Genomic DNA, 20,975 nt, shown 5'->3' with positions numbered 1-20,975 from the left:
GACCAGCTGTGGCTCAGCGGGGGACGACCCGCTCGGCGGCCCACTCCCGCCAGCCGGTCAGCTTGTCCGCCGCGGCGGCGAGCTGGTCGGCGACCGGACCGGGGCCGGTGGAACCGGGCGTGATGCGGGCGGCCAGCGCCGAACGCACCGAGAGCACGTCGCGCACCGACGGGTCCAGGTGCTCGCTGACGGCGGCCAGGTCGGCGTCGGACACCTCGTCCAGCGCGCAGTCGCGGGCCGCGCAGAGCGCCACCAGCTTGCCGGTGATCTCGTGCGCGTCGCGGAACGGCACGTTGCGCCGCACCAGCCAGTCGGCGACCTCGGTGGCCAGCGAGAAACCGGACGGCGCGCTGGCCACCAGCCGGTCCACCCGGACCGTCATCGTGGAGATCATCCCGGCCAGCGCGGGCAGCAGCAGTTCCAGCGTGTCGACCGCGTCGAACGCCGGCTCCTTGTCCTCCTGCATGTCCCGGTCGTACGTCATGGGCAGGCCCTTGAGCATGGTGAGCACGCTCATCAGGCCGCCGACCAGGCGGCCGGACTTGCCCCGGGCCAGCTCGGCGATGTCCGCGTTCTTCTTCTGCGGCATGATCGACGAGCCGGTGGCGAAGGCGTCGTCCAGCTCGACCCAGCCGAACTCCTGCGACGTCCAGAGCACCACCTCCTCGCCGAGGCGGGACAGGTGCACGCCGATCATCGCGGTGACGAACAGGAACTCGGCCACGAAGTCGCGGTCCGCCACCGCGTCCATCGAGTTGGCGAACGAGGTGCGGAAACCCAGCTCCTTGGCGACTGCCACCGGGTCCAGCGGCAGCCCCGAGCCGGCCAGCGCACCCGCGCCGAGCGGGCTGATCGCGGTCCGCTCGTCCCAGTCGCGCATCCGTTCCAGGTCGCGCAGCAGCGGCTGCACGTGGGCCAGCAGCCAGTGCCCGAACGTCACCGGCTGGGCGTGCTGGAGGTGCGTCATGCCCGGCGCGGCGGTGTCCACGTGCCGCTCCGCCTGCTCGACGAGGGCCTCGGCCAGCTCGACCAGCCGGGCCGCCACGCCGCGCGCGTGATCGCGCAGGTAGAGCCGCAGGTCGGTGGCGACCTGGTCGTTGCGGGACCGGCCGGCGCGCAGCTTGCCGCCGAGGCTGCCGAGGCGTTCCAGCAGGCCGCGTTCCAGCGCGGTGTGCACGTCCTCGTCGTCCACCGTCGGGCGGAACGCCCCGGAGGCGCAGGCCGCCTCCAGGTCGTCCAGCGCGGCAAGCATCCGGCCCAGTTCGTCCGGGTCGAGCAGGCCGGCGCCGGCGAGGACCCGGGCGTGCGCGCGGGAACCGGCGATGTCGTACGGGGCGAGACGCCAGTCGAACTGGACGCTCACCGACAGCCGCGCGAGCGCCTCGGCGGGACCGCCGGCGAACCGGCCGCCCCAGAGGCTCGTCCGGTTGGCGGGGGCGCTGTTCTCGGTCAGGCTCTTGTCGTCCACCCCACCCATTGTGGTGCCCCCCATCAGGCCCCTCCCATCCGGGCGTCCCGTTGCGCGGCCATCGTGCTGGGCAGTCCCCACAGTCGTACGAATCCCTTCGCCAGCGACTGGTCGAACGTGTCGCCGGTGTCGTAGGTGGCAAGGCCGAAGTCGTAGAGGCTCGCCTCGGACCGCCGGCCGGTGACCACCGCCCGGCCGCCGTGCAGGCGCAGCCGTACCTCGCCGCTGACGTGCCGCTGGGCGTCGTCGATGAACGCGTCCAGCGACCGCTTCAGCGGCGAGAACCAGAGCCCGTCGTAGACCAGCTCACCCCAGCGCTGGTCGACGCCGCGCTTGAACCGGGCCAGGTCCCGCTCGACGGTGACCGCCTCCAGCTCCTGGTGGGCGGTGATCAGGGCGACCGCGCCGGGCGCCTCGTACACCTCGCGGCTCTTGATGCCGACCAGCCGGTCCTCGACCATGTCCAGCCGGCCCACGCCGTGCGCCCCGGCCCGCCGGTTCAGCTCGCGGATCGCCTCGTAGGGCGTGACCGTCTCGCCGTCGATGGCGACCGGCACACCGCCGTCGAAGGTGATCACCACGTCGTCCGGGTCGCGTTCCGACGCCGGATCCCCGGTGTACGCGTAGAGGTCCTCGACCGGGGCGTTCCAGATGTCCTCCAGGAAGCCGGTCTCCACGGCCCGGCCCCACAGGTTCTGGTCGATCGAGTACGGCGACTTCGCCGACACGTCGATCGGCAGTCCCTTCTCCTCGGCGTACGCGATCGCCTTGTCCCGGGTCCAGGCGAAGTCCCGGGCCGGTGCGACGACCTTCAGGTCGGGCGCGAGCGCGCCCAGGCCCACCTCGAACCGGACCTGGTCGTTACCCTTGCCGGTGCAGCCGTGTGACACGATCGTGCCGCCGTGGGCGCGCGCCGCCGCGACCAGATGCTTGACGATCAGCGGCCGGGACAGCGCGGACACCAGCGGGTAGCGGTCCATATAGAGGGCGTTGGCCCGGATCGCCGGCAGGCAGTAGTCGGCGGCGAACTCGTCGCGGGCGTCGACCACCTCGGACTCGACGGCGCCGCAGTCCAGCGCGCGCTGCCGGATCACGTTCATGTCCTCGCCGCCCTGGCCGACGTCGACGGCTACCGCGATCACCTCGGCGCCGGTCCGCTCGGCCAGGTACGAGATGGCGACCGAGGTGTCCAGGCCCCCGGAGTACGCCAGCACCACCCGCTCGGTCACGGGGTGCCCCCTTCGGCTGTGTCGTCCCGGCGGGCCCAGGCGGCGAGCCGCTCACCCAGCGCGGCGCCGCCGTCGGCGTCGCGGGACACGACGAGGATGGTGTCGTCGCCGGCGATGGTGCCGACGATCTCGGTCAGGCCGGCCCGGTCGAGCGCGCTGGCGAGGTACTGGGCGGCACCCGGCGGGGTACGCAGCACCGCGATGTTGCCGCTGGAGTCGACGCCGTTGAGCAGCTCACGCAGCAGCCGGACCAGCCGGGCCGGCGCACCCTCGGCGTCGCGCAGCGGCCGGTGCCCGTCCTCCGGGATCAGGTAGACGCCCCGCCCGTCGCCGCCGCGCGCGGTCACCGCTCCCAGTTCCTTCAGGTCCCGCGACAGGGTGGCCTGGGTGACCTGGATGCCGTCCCCGGCGAGCAGGTCGGCCAGCTCGGTCTGCGAGTGGATGGGGGTGTCGCGGATCAGCTCGACGATGCGGGCGTGCCGCGCGGCGCGGGTCAGCGGAGCGGTCATGCGGATTCCTCCAGGAGAAACGTCAGCAGCGCCTTCTGGGCGTGCAGCCGATTCTCCGCCTGGTCGAACACCGCGCTGTGCGGGCCGTCCAGCGCCTCGTCGGTGATCTCCTCACCCCGGTGGGCGGGCAGGCAGTGCAGCACGATCACGTCGGCGTCGGCGTGGCCGAGCAGCGCGGCGTTCACCTGGTACGGCAGGAACGGGGTGATCCGGTCCAGCCCGTCGTCCTCCTGCCCCATCGACGTCCAGGTGTCGGTGGCGACGACGTGCGCGTCGCGTACCGCCTCGGCCGGGTCGGTGAGCACCCGCGCCGAACCGCCGGTGACGGCGGCGATCTTCTCGGCGCGGGCCACGATCTCCGGGTCGGGCTGGAAGCCGGCCGGGCCGGCGATCCGTACGTGCATCCCGGCGGTCGCGCCGGCCAGCAGGTACGAGTGGGCCATGTTGTTCGCCGCGTCGCCCACGTACGTGAGGATCCGCCCGGCGGTGCCGCCGAAACGCTCCCGCACGGTGAGCAGGTCGGCCAGCAGCTGGCACGGGTGGTACGTGTCGGTGAGCGCGTTCACCACCGGCACCGTGGCGTGCGCGGCGACCTCGGCGATCCGGTCGTCGCCGTGGGTGCGCAGCACGATCGCGGCGACGTAGCGGGACAGCACCCGGCCGGCGTCGGCCAGCGTCTCGCCCCGGCCGAAGTGGGTGACCTGGGTGTCCACCACCAGCGGGTGCCCGCCCAGCTCGGCGATGCCGACGTCGAACGAGATCCGGGTGCGCAGGCTCTGCTTGTCGAACAGCACCGCCACCGACTTCGGCCCGGCCAGCGGCTGGTGGCCGTACCTGTCGGTCTTCATCCGGGCGGCGAGGTCGAGCACGGCGGCCTGCTCGGCGGGCGTGAGGTCGTCGTCGCGCAGGAAGTGGCGGATCATGCGGGAGCCTCCGTCGGGGTCGTGGCGTCGGACGCGGCGGCGTCGGCGGAAGAGGGCGGCGCGGCGGCGTCGGCGGAAGTGGCCGGCGCGGCGGCGGACAGCGCGGCCGGCAGGGCGGCCAGGAACGCGTCGGCCTGCGCCGTGGTGAGGATCAGCGGCGGGGCGAGCCGCACCACGTCCGGCTGCACCGGGTTGACCAGGAAACCCGCCTCGCGCAGTCCTGCCGCGGCGGCGGCGGAGACCGGCTGGTCGAGCACGATGCCGAGCAGCAGGCCGGCGCCGCGCACCTCACGGACCAGCGGATGCCTGAGCGCCTCGACGCCGCGCCGCAGCCGCTCGCCGACCCGCTTGACGTGGTCGAGCAGGCCCTCGTGGGCGATCGTGGAGACGACCGCGAGCGCGGCGGCGCAGCTGATCGGGTTGCCGCCGAACGTGGTGCCGTGCGATCCGGGGGTGAGCAGGTCGGCGGCCCGGCCGAAGGCCAGGCAGGCACCCAGCGGAAGGCCGCCGCCGAGGCCCTTGGCGAGCGTGACGACGTCCGGCTCGACGCCCTCGGCCTGGTGGGCGAACCAGTGGCCGGTGCGGCCGACGCCGGTCTGCACCTCGTCCAGCACCAGCAGCGCGCCGTGCGCGGCGGTGATCCGCCGGGCCGCGGCGAGGTAGCCGGGCGGCGGGACGACCACGCCGTTCTCGCCCTGGATCGGCTCGACGATCAGCATGGCGGTGTCGCCGGTGACGGCCTCGGCCAGCGCGTCGGCGTCGCCGAACGGCACGTGTGTCACGTCGCCGGGCAGCGGGCGGAACGGGTCGGCCTTCGCGGGCTGCCCGGTCAGCGCCAGCGCGCCCATGGTCCGGCCGTGGAACCCGCCGTGGGTGGCGACCACGTGCCGGCGGCCGGTGAGCCGGGACAGCTTGAACGCGGCCTCGTTCGCCTCCGCGCCGGAGTTGGCGAAGAACACCCGGCCCGCCCGGCCGGCCAGCGCGAGCAGCAGCTCGGCCAGCGCCACCGGCGGCTCGGCGACGAACAGGTTGGACACGTGCCCGAGCGTGGCGACCTGCTTGCTGACGGCGGCCACCACCGCCGGGTGGGCGTGGCCGAGCGCGTTGACGGCGATGCCGCCGAGCAGGTCGACGTACTCCCGGCCGGTCTCGTCGACCACGACGGCGCCGGAGCCGGAGACGAGCGCCAGCGGCGGTGTGCCGTAGTTGTCCATCATGGTGGCGTTCCACCGCTGCACGAGCGTGCTCATGAGTCGATCACCATCGTTCCGAAGCCCTCCGACGTGAACACTTCCAGCAGCGTGGAGTGGGCGACCCGGCCGTCGACGACGTGCGCGGCGGGCACTCCCCCGCGCACCGCCCGCAGGCAGGCCTCCATCTTCGGGACCATGCCCGACTCCAGGGACGGCAGCAGCTTCGCCAGGTCGTCCGCGCTGATCTCGCTGACCAGGCTGGACGTGTCCGGCCAGTCGGCGTACAGGCCGGGCACGTCGGTCAGCACGACCAGCTTGCGGGCGTCCAGCGCGACCGCGAGCGCGGCGGCGGCGGTGTCCGCGTTGAGGTTGTGCAGCACCCCGTCGGCGTCCGGCGCGACCGTCGAGATGACCGGGATCCGGCCGGCCTCGATCAGGTCGGTGACCGCCGAGGCGTTCACCGACTCCACGTCGCCGACCTGCCCCACGTCGACCGCTTCCCCGTCCACGTACGCCTGGCGGCGCACCGCGGTGAACAGCCCGGCGTCCTCGCCGGAGAGGCCGACCGCGTACGGGCCGTGCGCGTTGATCAGCCCGACCAGTTCCCGGCCGACCTGGCCGACGAGCACCATCCGGACCACGTCCATCGCCTCCGGGGTGGTGACCCGCAGGCCGCCCCGGAACTCGCTGGCGATGCCGAGCCGGCGCAGCATCGCGGAGATCTGCGGGCCGCCGCCGTGCACCACGACCGGCTTGAGTCCGGCGTACCGCAGGAACACCATGTCGGCGGCGAAGGCCCGCTGGAGTTCGGGGTCGACCATCGCGTTGCCGCCGTACTTGACCACGACCGTGGCGCCGGAGAAACGGGCCAGCCAGGGCAGCGCCTCGATCAGCGTGGCGGCCTTGGCCTGGGCCCGGGTGAGGTCAGCACTCAGATTCATGTGGAATAAGCCGAGTTCTCGTGTACGTACGCGTGGGACAGGTCGTTGGTCCAGATGGTGGCGGCGTCCGCGCCGGCGTGCAGGTCGATCCGGACGGTCACGGCACGGCCGGTGAGGTCCACCTTGGCGCGGTCCTCGGCGGCGGCGCCGCCCCGGCACACCCAGACGCCGTTCACCGCGACGTCCACGCCGTCCGGCTCGAACACGGCGGCGGTGGTGCCGACGGCGGCGAGGATCCGGCCCCAGTTCGGGTCGTTGCCGAACAGCGCGGTCTTCACCAGGTTGTTGCGGGCCACCGTGCGGCCCACCTCGACCGCGTCGTCCTCGCTCGCCGCGCCGACCACCTCGATCGCGACCTCCTTGGTCGCGCCCTCGGCGTCGGCCAGGAGCTGCTGGGCCAGGTCGTGGCAGGCGGCGGTGACGGCGGCGGTCAGCTCGGCCCCGGTCGGCTCGATGCCGGAGGCGCCGCTCGCCAGCAGCAGCACCGTGTCGTTGGTGGACATGCAGCCGTCGGAGTCGATCCGGTCGAACGTGATCCGGGTGGCGGCGCGCAGCGCGGCGTCCAGGGCGTCCGGCCCGGCCACCGCGTCGGTGGTGAGCACGCAGAGCATGGTGGCCATGGCCGGCGCCAGCATGCCCGCGCCCTTGGCCATGCCGCCGACGGTCCAGCCCGTACCGTGGGCCACTGTCGTCTTGGGCCGGGTGTCGGTGGTCATGATGGCCTCGGCGGCCGCCGGGCCGCCGTCGCGGGACAGGCCGCGCACGGCTTCGCGTACGCCGGGAAGCAGTTTGTCCATCGGCAGGCGCTCACCGATCAGGCCGGTCGAGCAGACGGCGACCTCGCCCGCGCCGACGATCAGCCGGGCGTTCGCGGCGGTGATCGCGGCGGCGGTGTGCTCGGCGGTGGCGTGGGTGTCCTGGAAGCCGGCCGGACCGGTGCAGGCGTTCGCGCCGCCGGAGTTGAGCACCACGGCGCGCACGACGCCGCCGTGCACGACCTGCTGGCTCCACAGCACCGGGGCGGCCTTGACGCGGTTGGCGGTGAAGACACCCGCCACACCGGCGTCCGGGCCGTCGTTGATCACGAGGGCGACGTCGGCGGCGCCGGAGGACTTCAGTCCGGCGGCGACACCCGCGGCGCGGAACCCCCGGGGGACGGTGACGCTCATGGGGCCACTCCAAACACGGACAGACCGGTGGTCTCGGGGAGACCCACCATCAGGTTGGCGTTCTGCACGGCCTGGCCGGCCGCGCCCTTGCCGAGGTTGTCGATCGCGCTGACCACGATCACCCGCCCCGAGTCGACGTCCACCGTCGCCTGGAGGTGGCAGGAGTTGGAGCCGGCGGTGGCGGCGGTGTGCGGCCAGGATCCTTCCGGCAGCAGGTGCACGAACGGCGCGTCGGCGTAGGCGGCGGCCAGCACCGCGCGCGGGTCGGCGTCGCCGGTGGGCACGGCGGTGACGGTGGCCAGGATGCCCCGGGGCATCGGCGCGAGCACCGGGGTGAAGGAGAGACCGGTCGCGCCGGTGGCCTGCTTGATCTCCGGCACGTGCTGGTGCGCGCCCACCTTGTAGGGGGTCAGGTCGCCCATCACCTCGCTGCCGAGCAGGTGGGCCTTGGCGGCCCGGCCCGCGCCGGAGGTGCCGGAGGCCGCGACCACCACCACGTCGTCGGGGCGTACCGCACCGGCGGCGATCAGCGGCGCCAGCGCCAGCGTGGTCGCCACCGCGTAGCAGCCGGTGCTGGCCACGCGCGACGCGGCGGCGATCTCGGCCCGCTGCCCGGGCAGCTCGGGCAGCCCGTAGGTCCAGGCGCCCGCGTGCTCCCCGCCGTAGTAGCGAGCCCAGGCGGCGGCGTCGCGCAGCCGGTGGTCCGCGCCGAGGTCGACCACCTTGGCCGTGCCGGGCAGCGCCGCGGCAAGCGCCGCGGACTGGCCGTGCGGCAGGGCCAGGAAGACCAGGTCCGCGTCGGCGAGGGTCGCCGGTTCGGTCGCGGCGAACACCAGGTCGAGGCCGGCGAGGTGCGGGTGTACGGCGGTGACCGGTTGACCGGCCTGGCTGTGCGCGGTGGCGGTGATCAGCTCGAACTCGGGGTGACCGGCGAGCAGGCGCAGCAGTTCGCCCCCGGCGTATCCACTCGCCCCGGCCACGGCAACCCGAATGCCCATACCCACCTCCGCATGACTATGCAGAGAAGAGTACCGGTCGGGGCAGCGCTGCCGCAAGGTCATACGGCGCGTTGCATAGCCATGAGATGACGTTCACCAGCGGCTCGCGTGAGCCGGCGTGTTAAAAGGGGCCCCCTCCTCTACCGGAGGCGTTAAGAGGGGGCCCCTCCTTTCATGCGCCGCGCAGGGTGGCACCGAAGCGCTCGGCGGCCACCGCTACCGCGGCGTCCCGGGCGGCCACCGCCTCCTCGCCCGCGAGGGTCCGGTCCGGGGCCCGGAACGTCAGCTTGTACGCAAGCGACCTGCGCCCCGCGCCGAGCTGCTCGGAGGTGTAGACGTCGAACAGCCGGACGTCCTCCAGCAGCGCGCCCGCGCCCTCGACCAGAGCCGCCCGCACCTCGGCCGCCGGGACCGAGTCGTCCACCACCAGCGCCACGTCGATCAGGGCCGGCGGGAACGTGGAGATGGCCGGGCCGGACGCCAGCGGGGCAGCGGGCAGCGCGTCCAGGTCCAGTTCCATGGCGCAGGTGCGCCGGGGCAGCTCCAGCGCGGCCAGCACGGCCGGGTGCAGCTCACCGGCGTGACCGACGACCACGTCGTCCACCACCAGCTCGGCGCAGCGGCCCGGGTGCCACGGCGCCCGCTCCCCGGCCCGTACCGTCACCCGGCCGGCGGGGATGCCCGCGGCGTCGAGCACCGCCCGGCCCGCCTCGATCGCGTCCGCCCAGCCGGCCGTGCGGCCCGCGCCCCACCAGCCGGCCGGTTCGATCTCGCCGGTCAGCGCCACCGCGACGTGCCGCGGCTGGACCGGCACCACCGCGTCGGCTGCGGCGAACTCCTCGTCGGTGGGCCGCCGGTCCACGCCCATCGCGGGCGGGGCACCGGCGCCGGGACGCGGGTGGAAGACCGTGCCGATCTCGTAGATCGCCACGTCCCGCTGGCCCCGGCCGACGTTGCGCTTGACGATGCCGAGCAGCGGGCCGAGCAGCGTGGTACGCAGCAGGGGCTCCTCCTCGGACAGCGGGTTCGCCAGGCGTACCGCCGGGCGGCGCGGGTCGTCGGCGGGCAGGCCGAGCTGGTCGGCCAGCTCGGGCGCGACGAACGGCTGCGCCAGCACCTCGACGTAGCCGCGCTCGGCGAGGGAGCGGGCGACGGCCCGGCGGCGCTGCTGCTGCCAGGTCAGGCCCCGCCCGGGCGGCGCGGTGGGCAGCACCGACGGCACACGGTCGTAGCCGTCGAGACGTACCACCTCCTCCACCAGGTCGGCCGGGTCGGTCAGGTCGGGCCGCCAGCTCGGCGGCGTGACGGTCAGCACGTCGTCGGCACCGGCGCCCGGGCCGCCGGCGGTCGTGCCCACCGTGCCCGGGTCCTCGGCGAGCCGGTCGGCGCCGCGCGTGACGGTGCAGCCGACCTGCTCCAGCAGCTCCACCACCCGCTCCGGCGAGTAGGCCACACCGACCCGCCGCGAGGGCAGGTCCACCGGCAGCGTCACCGGCGTACGCGGCGCGACGTGGTCGATGTCGAGCACCTCGGCGCCGGCGGTGCCGCCGGCCAGGCCGGTGAGCAGCCGGACCGCCTTCTCCAGCGCGACGAGCGGCAGCGCCGGGTCGACGCCCCGCTCCCACCGCTTCGCGGCCTCGCTGAACAGCTTGTGCCGCCGCGCGGTACGACCGACCGTCGCCGGATCCCAGTGCGCCGCCTCGAACAGCACGTTCGTGGTGGAGGCGAGCACCTCGCTGGTCTCGCCGCCCATCACCGCCGCGAGCGAGATCGGAACCCCGCCGTCCTCGCCCGCGAGGCCTCCGGGCAGCCCGGCGTCGCAGATGACCAGGTCCTCGGCGGACAGCGTGCGGCTCACGCCGTCCAGCGTGGTCAGCTTCTCCCCCGCCTCCGCGCGGCGCACCACGAGCGTCCCGGCGATCCGGTCCGCGTCGAAGGCGTGCATCGGCTGGCCGAGTTCGAGCATCAGGTAGTTGGTGATGTCGACCGGCAGCGAGATGCTGCGCACCCCGGCGGCGGTGAGCCGCTGCCGCATCCAGCCGGGCGTCTGCACGGTCGGGTCGACGCCGCGCACCATCCGCGCCGCGAACCTGTCACAGCCGACCGGGTCGCGGACCTCCACCGGGTACGCCGGCTCGGCGGTCGCACCGGGCGCGGGCGCGTCGGCCGGGTCGCGGAACGGCACCCCGAGCGCGTGCGACAGCTCCCGGGCGATGCCGCGCACGCTCAGCGCGTACCCGCGGTCCGGGGTGATCTCCATCTCGACCACGACGTCGTCCAGGCCGACGACGGGCCGGGCGTCGTCGCCGGGCTGGGCCTTGACGTCCTCGGGCAGCACGACGATGCCCGAGTGGTCGTCGCCGAGGCCCAGCTCCTGCGCCGAGCAGATCATGCCGTGGGAGTTGCGCCCGTACGTCTTGCGCGCGCCGATCGCGAACCCGCCGGGCAGCACACCGCCGGGGAGGATCACCACGACCTTGTCGCCCACGGCGAAGTTGCGCGCCCCGCAGACGATCTCCTGCGGCTCACCGGTGCCGTTCGCGGCGCCGACGTCCACCCGGCAGAAGCGGATCGGCTTCTTGAAGCCGGTCAGCTCCTCGATCTCCAGGACCTCGCCGACGACCAGCGGGCCGGTGACCGACTCGCGCAGGTCCACCACGGACTCGACCTCGATGCCGAGGTCGACCAGTGCCTGCTCCAGGTCGCCGGTGGGCAGGTCGGCCGGCAGGTCCACGTACTCCCGCAGCCAACTGACAGAGACTCGCATGACTGTTAAACCACCGTTCCCGTAGCTCAGGCGCCGAACGCGCGGGTGAACCGCACGTCGCCCTCGGCCATGTCCCGCATGTCACTGACGCCGTGCCGGACCATCACGGTCCGGTCGATGCCCATGCCGAACGCGAATCCGGAGTAGACCTCCGGGTCGATGCCGCAGGCGCGCAGCACCCGCGGGTTGACCATGCCGCAGCCGCCCCACTCGACCCACTGCGGACCGTCCCGGTGCTCCGGGAACCAGACGTCGAACTCCGCCGACGGCTCGGTGAACGGGAAGTAGTGCGGACGCCAGCGCGTCTTCGCCCCCTCGCCGAACATGGCCCGGGCGAAGTGGTCGAGCGTGCCGCGCAGGTGCGCCATCGTGATGCCCTTGTCCACCACCAGGCCCTCGACCTGGTGGAAGACCGGGGCGTGGGTGGCGTCCAGCTCGTCGGTGCGGTAGACCCGGCCGGGCACCACCACGTAGATGGGCGGCTTGCGGCTGAGCATGGTGCGCGCCTGGACCGGCGACGTGTGCGTGCGCAGCACGAGGCCACTGCCCTCGGGTGCGATGTGGAACGTGTCCATCAGACCGCGCGCCGGGTGGTCGGCCGGGATGTTCAGCGCGTCGAAGTTGGTCCACTCCAGCTCGACCTCGGGGCCCTCGGCCACCTCGTAGCCCATGCCGACGAACAGGTCGCTGATCTGCTCCATCAACACGCTCAGCGGGTGGCGGGCGCCACGCGGCCGGCGGTCGTACGGCAGGGTCACGTCGACCCGCTCCTCGACCAGCACCCGCTCCGCCTGCTCGCGGTCCAGGATCTCCTGCCGGGCGGCGTACGCGGACTCGATGGCCCGGCGTGCCTCGTTGACCCGCTTGCCGGCGTCGGCCTTCGCGGCCGGCGGCAGCGCGCCGATCTCCCGGCGCGCCAGCGACACCGGGGACCGGTCACCGAGGTGCGCGGGGCGCAGCGCGGTGAGCGCGTCCGGGCCGGCGGCGTCGGCGAACGCCTTCTCGGCGTCGGCCACGGCCCCGGCCAGGGCGTCCGGGTCGAGCAGGGCGACCTGCTTCGGGTCGTACGGATCGTTGCGGTAGCTCATGGTGAACGGGCACTCCCTCACGGCGGCGCCGACCCTCGCGGGTGGCTAGGCGAGTCTACGGACGCGCGGCTTCGCCGCAGCCCGCCGGTGGGGAGTCGTGCAGGGGGAAGGGTCAGGCCCGCCGCCCGCCGACACCGGCGGGCTGGCTAAACGAACGCCGTGGCGCGTTCATGACGAGGCGGACTCCCCTGCTGTCTCTCGCGTGCCCCGGGGGACACGCAGTGCTCTGGCGGAAGAATACAGGCAGACGGCCGCCGCCGCAGCCAGGTTCAGGCTCTCCGCGCGCCCGTGCAGCGGCACCCGGACGCGGGCGTCGGCGGCGCCGGTCAGCTCCTCGGGCAGACCGTGCGCCTCCGAGCCGAACAGCCACGCGGTGGGGCCGGCCAGCCGTCCGGAGTCGGCGAGGTCGTCCAGGTCGCTGTCGCCGTACCCGGTGGTGGCGAGGATCGTGAGCCCGGCGGCCCGCAGCGCCTCGACGGCGGCGAGCGGGTCGGCGGCGCGCACCACGTCGACGTGGAAGAGGCTGCCGGCGGAGGCCCGCACGCACTTGCCGTTGTAGGGGTCGACCGCCTCGCCCGCGAAGATCACCGCGCCCGCGCCCGCCGCGTCGGCGGTGCGCAGCACGGTGCCGGCGTTGCCCGGGTCACGGATCCCGGCGAGCACCGCTACCAGGCGCGGCCCGCGCGCCACCGCGTGCTCCAGGGGTACGTCGAGGTGGCGGCACACCGCCACCAGGCCCTGCGGGGCGACGGTCTCGGCCAGCGCGGCCAGGGCGTCGTCGGTCACCTCGGAGACCGGCACGTCGGCCCGGGCGGCGGTGGCGGCGAGGTCGGCGTACCGGTCCAGCGCGGCCGGGGTGCCGAACAGCTCGACCACGGTGCCGGTGCGGGCGAGCGCCTCCCGGACCGCCTGCGGCCCTTCGGCCAGGAACCGGCCGGCCTGGTCGCGGTCGCGCCGGCGCTGTAGCCGGCGGGCCGCGATGACCCTGGGGGTACGCGGGGTGAACGGTCCGGGAACGGCGTCGAGGCGCCTCCCCTGCGACGGTGACTGCATGGGAGACGCCTCGATCTGCCGTACGGGGTGGGTCAGGCGGCCTGGGCCGCGGCGCCACCGGTGCCCTCGGCCGCCACGGCGGCGCGGGCCAGCTCGACGATCGCCGCGAACGAGGCGGCGTCGTTGACGGCCATGTCGGCCAGGATCTTCCGGTCGACCTCGATGCCGGCCAGGCGCAGGCCCTGGATCAGCCGGTTGTAGGTCAGGCCGTTGGCCCGGGCGCCGGCGTTGATCCGCTGGATCCAGAGCTGCCGGAAGTCGCCCTTGCGGTCGCGACGGTCCCGGTAGGAGTACTGCATCGAGTGCAGCACCTGCTCCTTGGCCTTGCGGTACAGCCGGGAGCGCTGACCGCGGTAGCCGCTCGCGGTCTCCAGCAGGGTACGACGCTTCTTCTGGGCGTTCACAGCCCGCTTGACGCGTGCCATCTCAACTCCTTCTTCGGTTCAGGTGGCTCGCGTCAGCGGCCGAGCAGCTTCTTGATGCGCTTGGTGTCGGCCTTGGCCAGCTCGACGGTGCCGGTCAGCCGACGGGTCTGGGTGCTGGGCTTCTTCTCCAGGTTGTGGCGAAGGCCGGCCTGCTGGGCAACGATCTTGCCCTTGCCGGTCACCTTGACCCGCTTGCCCATACCCGTGTGGCTCTTCATCTTCGGCATTGGAACGTCTTCTCCCCTGTTACTGGCCGCTGGTCTCAGCGGTCGTGCCGGTCTCGCCGGCTGCTGCGGTGTCGCCGGCCGCCGGGGTCTCGCCGGCCGGAGCGGCCGGTTCCTCCGCGGCCCGGTCGCGCGGTCCACCGCGGGACGCCGTGGCGGCGACCGCGGAGGCCTTGACGGCCCGGTGCGGAGCGAGAACCATGATCATGTTTCGGCCGTCCTGCTTCGGCGCGGCCTCGACGTATCCAAGGTCCGTGATCTCGGACTCGAGCCGGCGCAGGAGCCGGTAGCCCAGCTCCGGGCGGCTCTGCTCCCGACCGCGGAACATGATCGTCACCTTGACCTTGTCGCCGGCCTTGAGGAACCGCACCACGTGACCCTTCTTGGTCTCGTAGTCGTGCGGGTCGATCTTCGGCCGGAGCTTCATCTCCTTGATGACGGTCTGCTGCTGGTTACGCCGCGCTTCGCGCGCCTTCAGTGCGCTCTCGTACTTGAACTTGCCGAAGTCCATGAGCTTGCACACCGGCGGGCGCGCCATCGGCGCAACCTCGACCAGGTCCAGGTCGACGTCCGCGGCCAGCTGCAGGGCGCGCTCCAGCGGGACGATGCCCACCTGCTCACCCTCAGGACCGACCAGTCGGACCTCACGTGCCCGGATCTGCTCGTTCACGCGTGGTTCGACGCTGATGGGGCCTCCTCGAGTCGAGTGTCCTACGGTGCCGACTCCGCAGGCTCCCGGGTGGGAGCCGACCCGGAAAGCAGAAGGCCCCGGCGTATGCCAGGGCCCACTCGACCGGTCGGCACGATCACAGGATCGCGCATCCGGCGTCGGGACGTGCCCGAAACCGGGGACCGGACCCGGCCACCGTGGCGGCGACTCGGGTGGGAGCGGGCGCTCCGCTTCTCGACCGCCCGCGCGTCAGGGACGGGGGCAGTCTGGTCGACTCCGCAACACTACACCCTCGGCCCAGGCCCGCCCAAACCGGGCTCGCTGGTCAGCGGGGTGCCGACTGGTTGGCGGACAGCGCCGCCAGGTGCGCCTGGTGCAGGCGGCGCAGCGCGCGGACGGCCTCGACCGCGCTCTCCTTGTCGGCGGCCTGCAACGCGACCACCGGCAGCAGGTCGTCGTCGTGCAGCTCCAGGCTGGCCCACGGGGCGCCCCTGTCGAACCGGACCCCGCGGACGACCTCCCACGGCAGCTCGTACGAGCTGAACACGTTGCGCACCCGTACGCCCCTGGCGTCGGCGATCACGCGGGGGCGGGTGAACAGCAGGAAGCCGAGCGCGCCGAAGACACCCAGGCCGATCATGGCGAACTGGTCGCCGCGCTGGAACGTGCCGTAGCCGTTGCCGGTGGCGCCGGTCAGCGACGTCGCGACGAGGCTGAACACCACGAGCAGCGTGACGGCCGACACCCAGCAGACGACCCGGACGCGGCGGGGTCGCACGGTCACCACGGAATCGCTCACCCGACCAGTCTGCCATCCGGCTCACGCGCGCCTCCGGCCGCCACACGGAGCGGCAGCGGCCTCACAGCCGGCAGGCGTGGATGTTGGTGACCAGGATCGCGCGGGCACCCAGCTCGTACAACTCGTCCATGATCCGGTGCACGTCGTCGCGGAGCACCATCGCCTGCACCGCGACCCAGCCCTCCCGGTGCAGCGGCGAGACTGTCGGCGACTCGATGCCGGGGGTCAGCGAGCTGGCCCGGTCGAGCAGGCCGGCCGGGACGTCGTAGGCGAGCATCACGTACCGGCGGGCGACCAGCACACCGTGCAGCCGGCGCAGCAACTGCTCCTGCTGGGCGCCGCCGGGCGCGCCGGCGCGGCGGACCAGCACCGCCGAGGAGCGCAGCAGCGGCTCGCCGAAGACCACCAGGCCGGCCTGGCGCAGCGTCGCGCCGGTCTCCACCACGTCGGCGACCACGTCGGCCACGCCGAGGCGGATGGCGTTCTCCACCGCGCCGTCCAGGCGGATCACGTCGGCCTTGACGCCCAGCTCGGCCAGGTGCCGCTCGACCAGACCGGGGTACGCGGTGGCGATGCGGTGCCCGCCCAGCTCCCGTACGTCGTCGACGTCCTGCGGGCGGGCGGCGAACCGGAACGTGGCCCGGGCGAAGGCGAGGTCGACGATCTCCTCGGCCGGCGCGCCGGAGTCGACCAGCAGGTCCCGCCCGGTGATGCCGACGTCCAGGTCACCGGAGCCGACGTAGGTCGCGATGTCCTTGGGGCGCAGGTAGAAGAACTCGATGTCGTTGGCCTCGTCCCGGCAGACCAGGTCCTTCGGGTCGGTGCGCTGGCGGTAGCCCGCCTCGCGCAGCATCTGGGCGGCCTTCTCGGCCAGGGCGCCCTTGTTGGGTACTGCGACACGCAGCATGGGAGTGCTCCTTCGTTCGATCGGGTGATCAGCGGACGGGCACTCAGAGATGTCGGTAGACGTCCTTCAGTTCCAGACCCGTGGCGAGCATCAGCACCTGCGCCTGGTAGAGGAGCTGGGAGATCTCCTCGGCGGCCCGCTCCGGGCCCTCGTGCTCGGCGGCCATCCACGACTCGGCCGCCTCCTCGACGACCTTCTTGCCGATGAAGTGCACGCCCTTGGCGAGCGCCTCCACGGTGCCCGAGCCCGGGGTGCCGGCGGCGGCCTTGGCCTGCAGCTCGGCGAACAACTCCTCGAACGTCTTCACGGAAGGCGATTCTTCCAGCCGCCCCGGGTGACGGGCCGGGTGGGTCAGGCGAAGCCGACCCGGTGGGCGGACTGCGCGTCCAGCGCGCGGACCGCCAGGGCGGCGTCCAGCGCGGCGACGGTCGCCGACCAGCCCTTGTCCTCGGCCGAGCCGGGCAGCCCGGCCCGGTCCCGGGCCTGCTCGATGGTGTCCACGGTGAGCACCCCGTGCGCCACCGGCTTGCCCTCGTCCAGCGCCACCCGGGTCAGCCCCTCGGTGACCGACTGGCAGACGTAGTCGAAGTGCGCCGTCGCGCCGCGTACCACCACGCCGAGCGCGACGACCACGTCGAAGCGGCGCGCCATCGCCTGGGCCACCACCGGCAGCTCCACCGAACCGGCCACCCGGGCCACCACGGCCCGCGCGCCGCACGCCTGCGCCGCGGCCACGGCCCGCTCGGTCATGTGGTCGGTCAGGTCGCCGTGCCACCGGGCGGCCACCACGCCGACGGTCATCCCGGCGGCGTCCACCGCGGTCACGCCCGGCTCACCGAAACCCGCCATCGCCCTACGCTCCGATCTCGTCACCGGCGACCGGGCGGCCCATCGGCGCCTCGGTCACCTCGTCCAGTCCGTCCAGCAGGTGACCCATCCGGTCCCGCTTGGTGCGCAGGTAGCGCACGTTCTCCGGGTTGGACCGCACGGGCAGCCCCTCCCGGCCGGTCACGGTGAGGCCGTACCCCTCCAGCCCGGCCCGCTTGGCCGGGTTGTTCGTGAGCAGCCGCATCGACCGGACGCCCAGGTCGTAGAGGATCTGCGCGCCGGTGCCGTAGTCCCGGGCGTCGGCCGGCAGGCCCAGGTCGAGGTTCGCGTCCACGGTGTCGCGGCCCTGGTCCTGGAGCTGGTACGCCTGGAGCTTGTGCAGCAGGCCGATGCCGCGCCCTTCGTGGCCGCGCACGTAGAGGACCACGCCGCGGCCCTCCTGCGCGACCCGGGCCAGCGCGGCCTGCAACTGCGGCCCGCAGTCGCAGCGCAGCGAGCCGAACACGTCGCCGGTGAGGCACTCGGAGTGCACCCGCACCAGCACGTCCCGCCCGTCGCCGAGATCGCCCATGACCAGCGCGACGTGCTCGGCCGGGTCGTGCTCGGCGCGGTAGCCGAGCGCCCGGAACACGCCGTACGGGGTGGGCATGCGCGCGTCGGCGGCCAGCTCGACCTGCTTCTCGGTACGCCGCCGGTAGGCGATCAGGTCCGCGATGGTGACCAGCGTCAGGCCGTGCTCGGCGCAGAACTTCTCCAGGTCCGGCAGGCGCATCATGGTGCCGTCGTCGTTGACCAGCTCGCAGAGCACCCCGGCCGGACGCAGCCCGGCGAGCCGGGTCAGGTCCACCGCCGCCTCGGTGTGCCCGGGGCGGCGCAGCACCCCGCCAGCGCGGGCGCGCAGCGGCACCACGTGACCGGGCCGGGCCAGGTCGGCCGGGCCGGTGGCGGCGTCGGCGAGCAGCCGGATGGTGTGCGACCGGTCGGCGGCGGAGATGCCGGTGCTGACGCCCTCCCGGGCGTCCACAGTCACCGTGTACGCGGTGCCGCGCCGGTCCTGGTTGGTGTGGTGCATCGGCGGCAGGTCCAGCCGGTCGCACTCGTCCTCGGTCAGCGGCACGCAGATGTAGCCGGAGGTGTAGCGGACCATGAACGCGACCAGCTCCGGCGTGGCCAGCTCGGCCGCGAAGATCAGGTCGCCCTCGTTCTCGCGGTCCTCGTCGTCGACCACGACCACCGGACGCCCGGCGGCGATGTCCGCCACCGCCTGCTCGATCGAACCGAAAGTGGTCATGCCACGGCCTCCGAGTACGTCGCCGGGATCGGGGCGGGCGCGGTCGCGACGGCCCGGGAGGTGCGCCACCAGCTGTACAGGCCGGCGGCGCAGAACGCGCCGTAGACCAGGTACATGGCGGCTGACGGGTAGAAGCCGCCGCGCAGCAGCAGCGGCACGCCGACCGCGTCGACGGCGATCCAGATCAGCCAGAACTCGACCCAGCCGCGGGCCATGCCGTAGGTGGCGAGCAGGCTGCCGACCAGGATCCAGGCGTCCGGCAGCGGGCCCCACGAGCCCAGCGCGGCCAGCACCGGGTACGCGGCGGCGGTGCCGACGGCGGCGGCCACGAGCAGGCCGAGCCGTTCCGGCCAGGTGGCCCAGCGCGGCACCACGGCCGGCTCGTGCCCGCCGCCGGCTCGGCGGTTGCGCGACCAGCGCCACCAGCCGTACACGCTGACGGCGAAGAAGAAGACCTGCCGGCCGGCCTGGCCGTAGAGGTCGTGCGCCTGCGGGGTGACGAAGACGCCGCCGAGGAACACGGTGAGCAGCAGCGCGTTGCCGATCATGCCGACCGGCCAGGCCCAGACCACCCGGCGCAGCCCGAGCAGCGCCGAGGCGAGCCCGAAGCCGTTGCCGACGATCTCCCGGACCAGCACCGGCGAACCGGCCACGTGCACCTGGGCGTCGAGCAGCCAGCCGAGCGGGCCCATCACCGCACGCTCCCCGCGCCGCGGTCGCCGAGCAGCCGCTCGACGTACTTGGCCAGCACGTCCACCTCCAGGTTGACCGGGTCGCCGACCTGCTTCGTGCCGAGCACTGTGAGCTTGAGCGTGGTGGGGATCAGCCCGACGGAGAACCAGTCGTCGCCGGCCTCCGCCACGGTCAGCGACACGCCGTCGACGGTGATCGAGCCCTTCTCCACCACGTACCGGGCCAGCCCGGCGGGCAGCCGGAACCGCACCGTCTCCCACTGCGCGGCCGGCTCCCGGGCGACGACCTCGCCGACGCCGTCGACGTGGCCCTGCACCAGGTGCCCGCCGAGCCGGCTGTTAAGCGCGGCGGCGCGTTCCAGGTTGACCGGGTCGCCGGGGCGCAGTGCCCCGAGCGCGGTGCGGCGCAGCGTCTCGCCCATCACGTCGGCGGTGAACACGCCGCCGTCGACGTCGACCACGGTGAGGCAGACGCCGTTCACGGCGATGGAGTCGCCGTGCCGGGCGTCCGAGGTGACGAGCGGGCCGCGGATCGCGACCAGCGCGGAGTCGTCGCCGGTCTCGGTGCTCCGGACGATCTCGCCCAGCTCCTCGACGATGCCGGTGAACATGTCAGGCCTCCCTCTTCCGGGGCAGCGCGGTGATCCGCAGGTCGGGACCGACCCGCGTAACGTCGGTGATCTCCAGGTCGATGGCGTCGGCGATTGTCGTCACGCCGGCGTCGAGCAGCGCGGTGGGACCGGCGCCGAGCAGCTTCGGCGCGACGTACCCGACGATCTTGTCGACCAGGCCGGCGGCGAGGAACGCGCCGGCCAGCGTGGGACCGCCCTCCAGCAGCGCGGCCCGCACGCCCCGGTGGTGCAGCTCCGCGAGCAGCGCCGCCAGGTCGACCCGGCCGTCCGGCCCGGCGCCGACCTCCGCGGCGGTGGCCACCCAGGTGCGGGCGGCGCCGTCGCGCACGCGGGCGTCGGCCGGGGTACGCCCCGAGCTGTCCACCACCACCCGCAGCGGCTGCCGGATGGCCATGGTGCCGTCACGCAGGTTGCGGGCGGTCAGGCGCGGGTCGTCGGCGAGCACGGTGCCCACCCCGGCGAGCACCGCGTCGACGGTGCCGCGCAGCGCGTGCACGTCGATCCGGGCCGCCTCGGAGGTGATCCACATGCTGGTCCCGTCGGCGGCGGCGGAGCGCCCGTCGAGCGTGGCCGCGTACTTCCAGATCAGGTACGGCCAGCCGCGGCGCATCGAGGTGAGCCACGCGACGTTGCCGGCCTCGGCCTCCTGCGCGCGTACCCCCAGCGCGACCTGGACCCCGGCGGCGCGCAGCGTGGCCGCCCCGCCGGAGGCGACCGGGTTGGGGTCGGGCACCGCGATCACCACGCGGGACACCCCGGCGGCGATGAGCGCGTGGCTGCACGGGCCGGTGCGGCCGGTGTGGTCGCAGGGCTCCAGCGTGACCACGGCGGTGCCGCCACGGGCCCGGGTGCCGGCCTGGGCCAGCGCGACGATCTCCGCGTGCGGGCCGCCGGCGTACGCGTGGAAGCCCTCGCCGACGACCTCGCCGTCGGCGTCGAGCAGCACGCAGCCGACCACCGGGTTGGGGCTCGTGGTGCCGAGACCGCGCGCGGCCAGGTCGATGGCACGACGCATCGCCTCGTCGACGGAGACGCTCGCCATGGCCGCCTGTCCTCCCGCTCGCCGGTCACGCGCGGGCGGGTCGGGAGACGACGGCCACGAGAGCCGCGGACACGCGGCGGCGGAGAGACCCGGGGACGGCTACGCCGACCCCGGGGAGCCCGGGCGG

At 73.9% G+C, this 20,975-nt stretch carries 22 protein-coding genes; all 22 read right to left on the bottom strand.

The genetic code is table 11. The features are described 5' to 3' along the window. Positions 1-13: 13 nt before the first annotated feature. Positions 14-1,477, bottom strand: coding sequence for an argininosuccinate lyase (gene argH, locus AB0C17_RS09625; RefSeq protein WP_030271078.1), 1,464 nt, complete (start codon positions 1,475-1,477; stop codon positions 14-16). A gap of 14 nt (positions 1,478-1,491) precedes the next feature. Further along, positions 1,492-2,697, bottom strand: coding sequence for an argininosuccinate synthase (locus AB0C17_RS09620; protein WP_357477805.1), 1,206 nt, complete (start codon positions 2,695-2,697; stop codon positions 1,492-1,494). Further along, positions 2,694-3,206, bottom strand: coding sequence for an arginine repressor (locus AB0C17_RS09615; RefSeq protein ID WP_357477803.1), 513 nt, complete (start codon positions 3,204-3,206; stop codon positions 2,694-2,696). Before AB0C17_RS09615 ends, AB0C17_RS09620 begins: the two co-directional genes overlap by 4 nt. Continuing rightward, positions 3,203-4,129: an ornithine carbamoyltransferase gene (gene argF / locus AB0C17_RS09610; protein ID WP_357477800.1), complete on the bottom strand. Its 927-nt coding sequence runs from the start codon at positions 4,127-4,129 to the stop codon at positions 3,203-3,205. The genes AB0C17_RS09615 and argF overlap by 4 nt, the downstream gene beginning before the upstream one ends. After that, positions 4,126-5,379 carry an acetylornithine transaminase gene (locus tag AB0C17_RS09605; protein WP_357477797.1) on the bottom strand — a complete coding sequence of 418 codons (1,254 nt, stop codon included), beginning with the start codon at positions 5,377-5,379 and terminating at the stop codon, positions 4,126-4,128. The genes argF and AB0C17_RS09605 overlap by 4 nt, the downstream gene beginning before the upstream one ends. Then, on the bottom strand, positions 5,376-6,263 hold the full coding sequence (gene argB, locus AB0C17_RS09600) for an acetylglutamate kinase (RefSeq protein WP_357469125.1): 888 nt from the start codon (positions 6,261-6,263) through the stop codon (positions 5,376-5,378). The genes AB0C17_RS09605 and argB overlap by 4 nt, the downstream gene beginning before the upstream one ends. Beyond that, positions 6,260-7,432, bottom strand: coding sequence for a bifunctional glutamate N-acetyltransferase/amino-acid acetyltransferase ArgJ (gene argJ / locus AB0C17_RS09595; RefSeq protein ID WP_357386436.1), 1,173 nt, complete (start codon positions 7,430-7,432; stop codon positions 6,260-6,262). The genes argB and argJ overlap by 4 nt, the downstream gene beginning before the upstream one ends. Next, positions 7,429-8,430 carry an N-acetyl-gamma-glutamyl-phosphate reductase gene (gene argC, locus AB0C17_RS09590; RefSeq protein ID WP_357469131.1) on the bottom strand — a complete coding sequence of 334 codons (1,002 nt, stop codon included), beginning with the start codon at positions 8,428-8,430 and terminating at the stop codon, positions 7,429-7,431. Before argC ends, argJ begins: the two co-directional genes overlap by 4 nt. 172 nt (positions 8,431-8,602) lie before the next feature. After that, positions 8,603-11,197 carry a phenylalanine--tRNA ligase subunit beta gene (locus tag AB0C17_RS09585; protein WP_357477793.1) on the bottom strand — a complete coding sequence of 865 codons (2,595 nt, stop codon included), beginning with the start codon at positions 11,195-11,197 and terminating at the stop codon, positions 8,603-8,605. Between the two features lie 26 nt (positions 11,198-11,223). Then, the gene (gene pheS, locus AB0C17_RS09580; RefSeq protein ID WP_357386442.1) at positions 11,224-12,285 is read right to left on the bottom strand and encodes a phenylalanine--tRNA ligase subunit alpha; all 1,062 of its coding nucleotides are present in this window, start codon (positions 12,283-12,285) and stop codon (positions 11,224-11,226) included. Between the two features lie 168 nt (positions 12,286-12,453). Next, positions 12,454-13,338 (bottom strand): RNA methyltransferase, encoded by an 885-nt coding sequence (locus AB0C17_RS09575; protein WP_357386444.1) that lies wholly within the window; start codon positions 13,336-13,338, stop codon positions 12,454-12,456. Between the two features lie 32 nt (positions 13,339-13,370). Continuing rightward, positions 13,371-13,763 (bottom strand): 50S ribosomal protein L20, encoded by a 393-nt coding sequence (rplT, locus tag AB0C17_RS09570; RefSeq protein WP_043324928.1) that lies wholly within the window; start codon positions 13,761-13,763, stop codon positions 13,371-13,373. Positions 13,764-13,795: 32 nt separating this feature from the next. Continuing rightward, the gene (gene rpmI, locus AB0C17_RS09565) at positions 13,796-13,990 is read right to left on the bottom strand and encodes a 50S ribosomal protein L35 (protein ID WP_007075851.1); all 195 of its coding nucleotides are present in this window, start codon (positions 13,988-13,990) and stop codon (positions 13,796-13,798) included. A 19-nt stretch (positions 13,991-14,009) separates the two neighbouring features. After that, entirely contained in the window at positions 14,010-14,657 is a 648-nt protein-coding gene (infC, locus tag AB0C17_RS09560) for a translation initiation factor IF-3 (protein ID WP_043324929.1), read from the bottom strand. 325 nt (positions 14,658-14,982) lie between these two features. Further along, entirely contained in the window at positions 14,983-15,456 is a 474-nt protein-coding gene (locus tag AB0C17_RS09555) for a PH domain-containing protein (protein ID WP_357386447.1), read from the bottom strand. 61 nt (positions 15,457-15,517) lie between these two features. Then, entirely contained in the window at positions 15,518-16,363 is an 846-nt protein-coding gene (hisG, locus tag AB0C17_RS09550) for an ATP phosphoribosyltransferase (protein ID WP_357386449.1), read from the bottom strand. A 43-nt stretch (positions 16,364-16,406) separates the two neighbouring features. After that, on the bottom strand, positions 16,407-16,688 hold the full coding sequence (locus AB0C17_RS09545) for a phosphoribosyl-ATP diphosphatase (protein WP_198039659.1): 282 nt from the start codon (positions 16,686-16,688) through the stop codon (positions 16,407-16,409). A gap of 26 nt (positions 16,689-16,714) precedes the next feature. Then, on the bottom strand, positions 16,715-17,212 hold the full coding sequence (ribH, locus tag AB0C17_RS09540; RefSeq protein ID WP_091424378.1) for a 6,7-dimethyl-8-ribityllumazine synthase: 498 nt from the start codon (positions 17,210-17,212) through the stop codon (positions 16,715-16,717). A 4-nt stretch (positions 17,213-17,216) separates the two neighbouring features. After that, positions 17,217-18,482 carry a bifunctional 3,4-dihydroxy-2-butanone-4-phosphate synthase/GTP cyclohydrolase II gene (locus AB0C17_RS09535; RefSeq protein WP_357386451.1) on the bottom strand — a complete coding sequence of 422 codons (1,266 nt, stop codon included), beginning with the start codon at positions 18,480-18,482 and terminating at the stop codon, positions 17,217-17,219. After that, complete coding sequence (gene pnuC, locus AB0C17_RS09530; RefSeq protein ID WP_357386584.1) at positions 18,479-19,174, bottom strand: nicotinamide riboside transporter PnuC; 696 nt, start codon at positions 19,172-19,174, stop codon at positions 18,479-18,481. The genes AB0C17_RS09535 and pnuC overlap by 4 nt, the downstream gene beginning before the upstream one ends. Continuing rightward, the gene (locus AB0C17_RS09525; protein WP_073827704.1) at positions 19,174-19,785 is read right to left on the bottom strand and encodes a riboflavin synthase; all 612 of its coding nucleotides are present in this window, start codon (positions 19,783-19,785) and stop codon (positions 19,174-19,176) included. The genes pnuC and AB0C17_RS09525 overlap by 1 nt, the downstream gene beginning before the upstream one ends. 1 nt (position 19,786) lies before the next feature. Beyond that, positions 19,787-20,848 (bottom strand): bifunctional diaminohydroxyphosphoribosylaminopyrimidine deaminase/5-amino-6-(5-phosphoribosylamino)uracil reductase RibD, encoded by a 1,062-nt coding sequence (gene ribD / locus AB0C17_RS09520; protein ID WP_357477791.1) that lies wholly within the window; start codon positions 20,846-20,848, stop codon positions 19,787-19,789. Between the last annotated feature and the right edge of the window lie 127 nt (positions 20,849-20,975).

The sequence above is a fragment of the Micromonospora sp. NPDC048887 genome (assembly GCF_040649715.1).
Classification (GTDB): domain Bacteria; phylum Actinomycetota; class Actinomycetes; order Mycobacteriales; family Micromonosporaceae; genus Micromonospora.
This window is presented reverse-complemented; position numbering and strand designations above follow the sequence as displayed.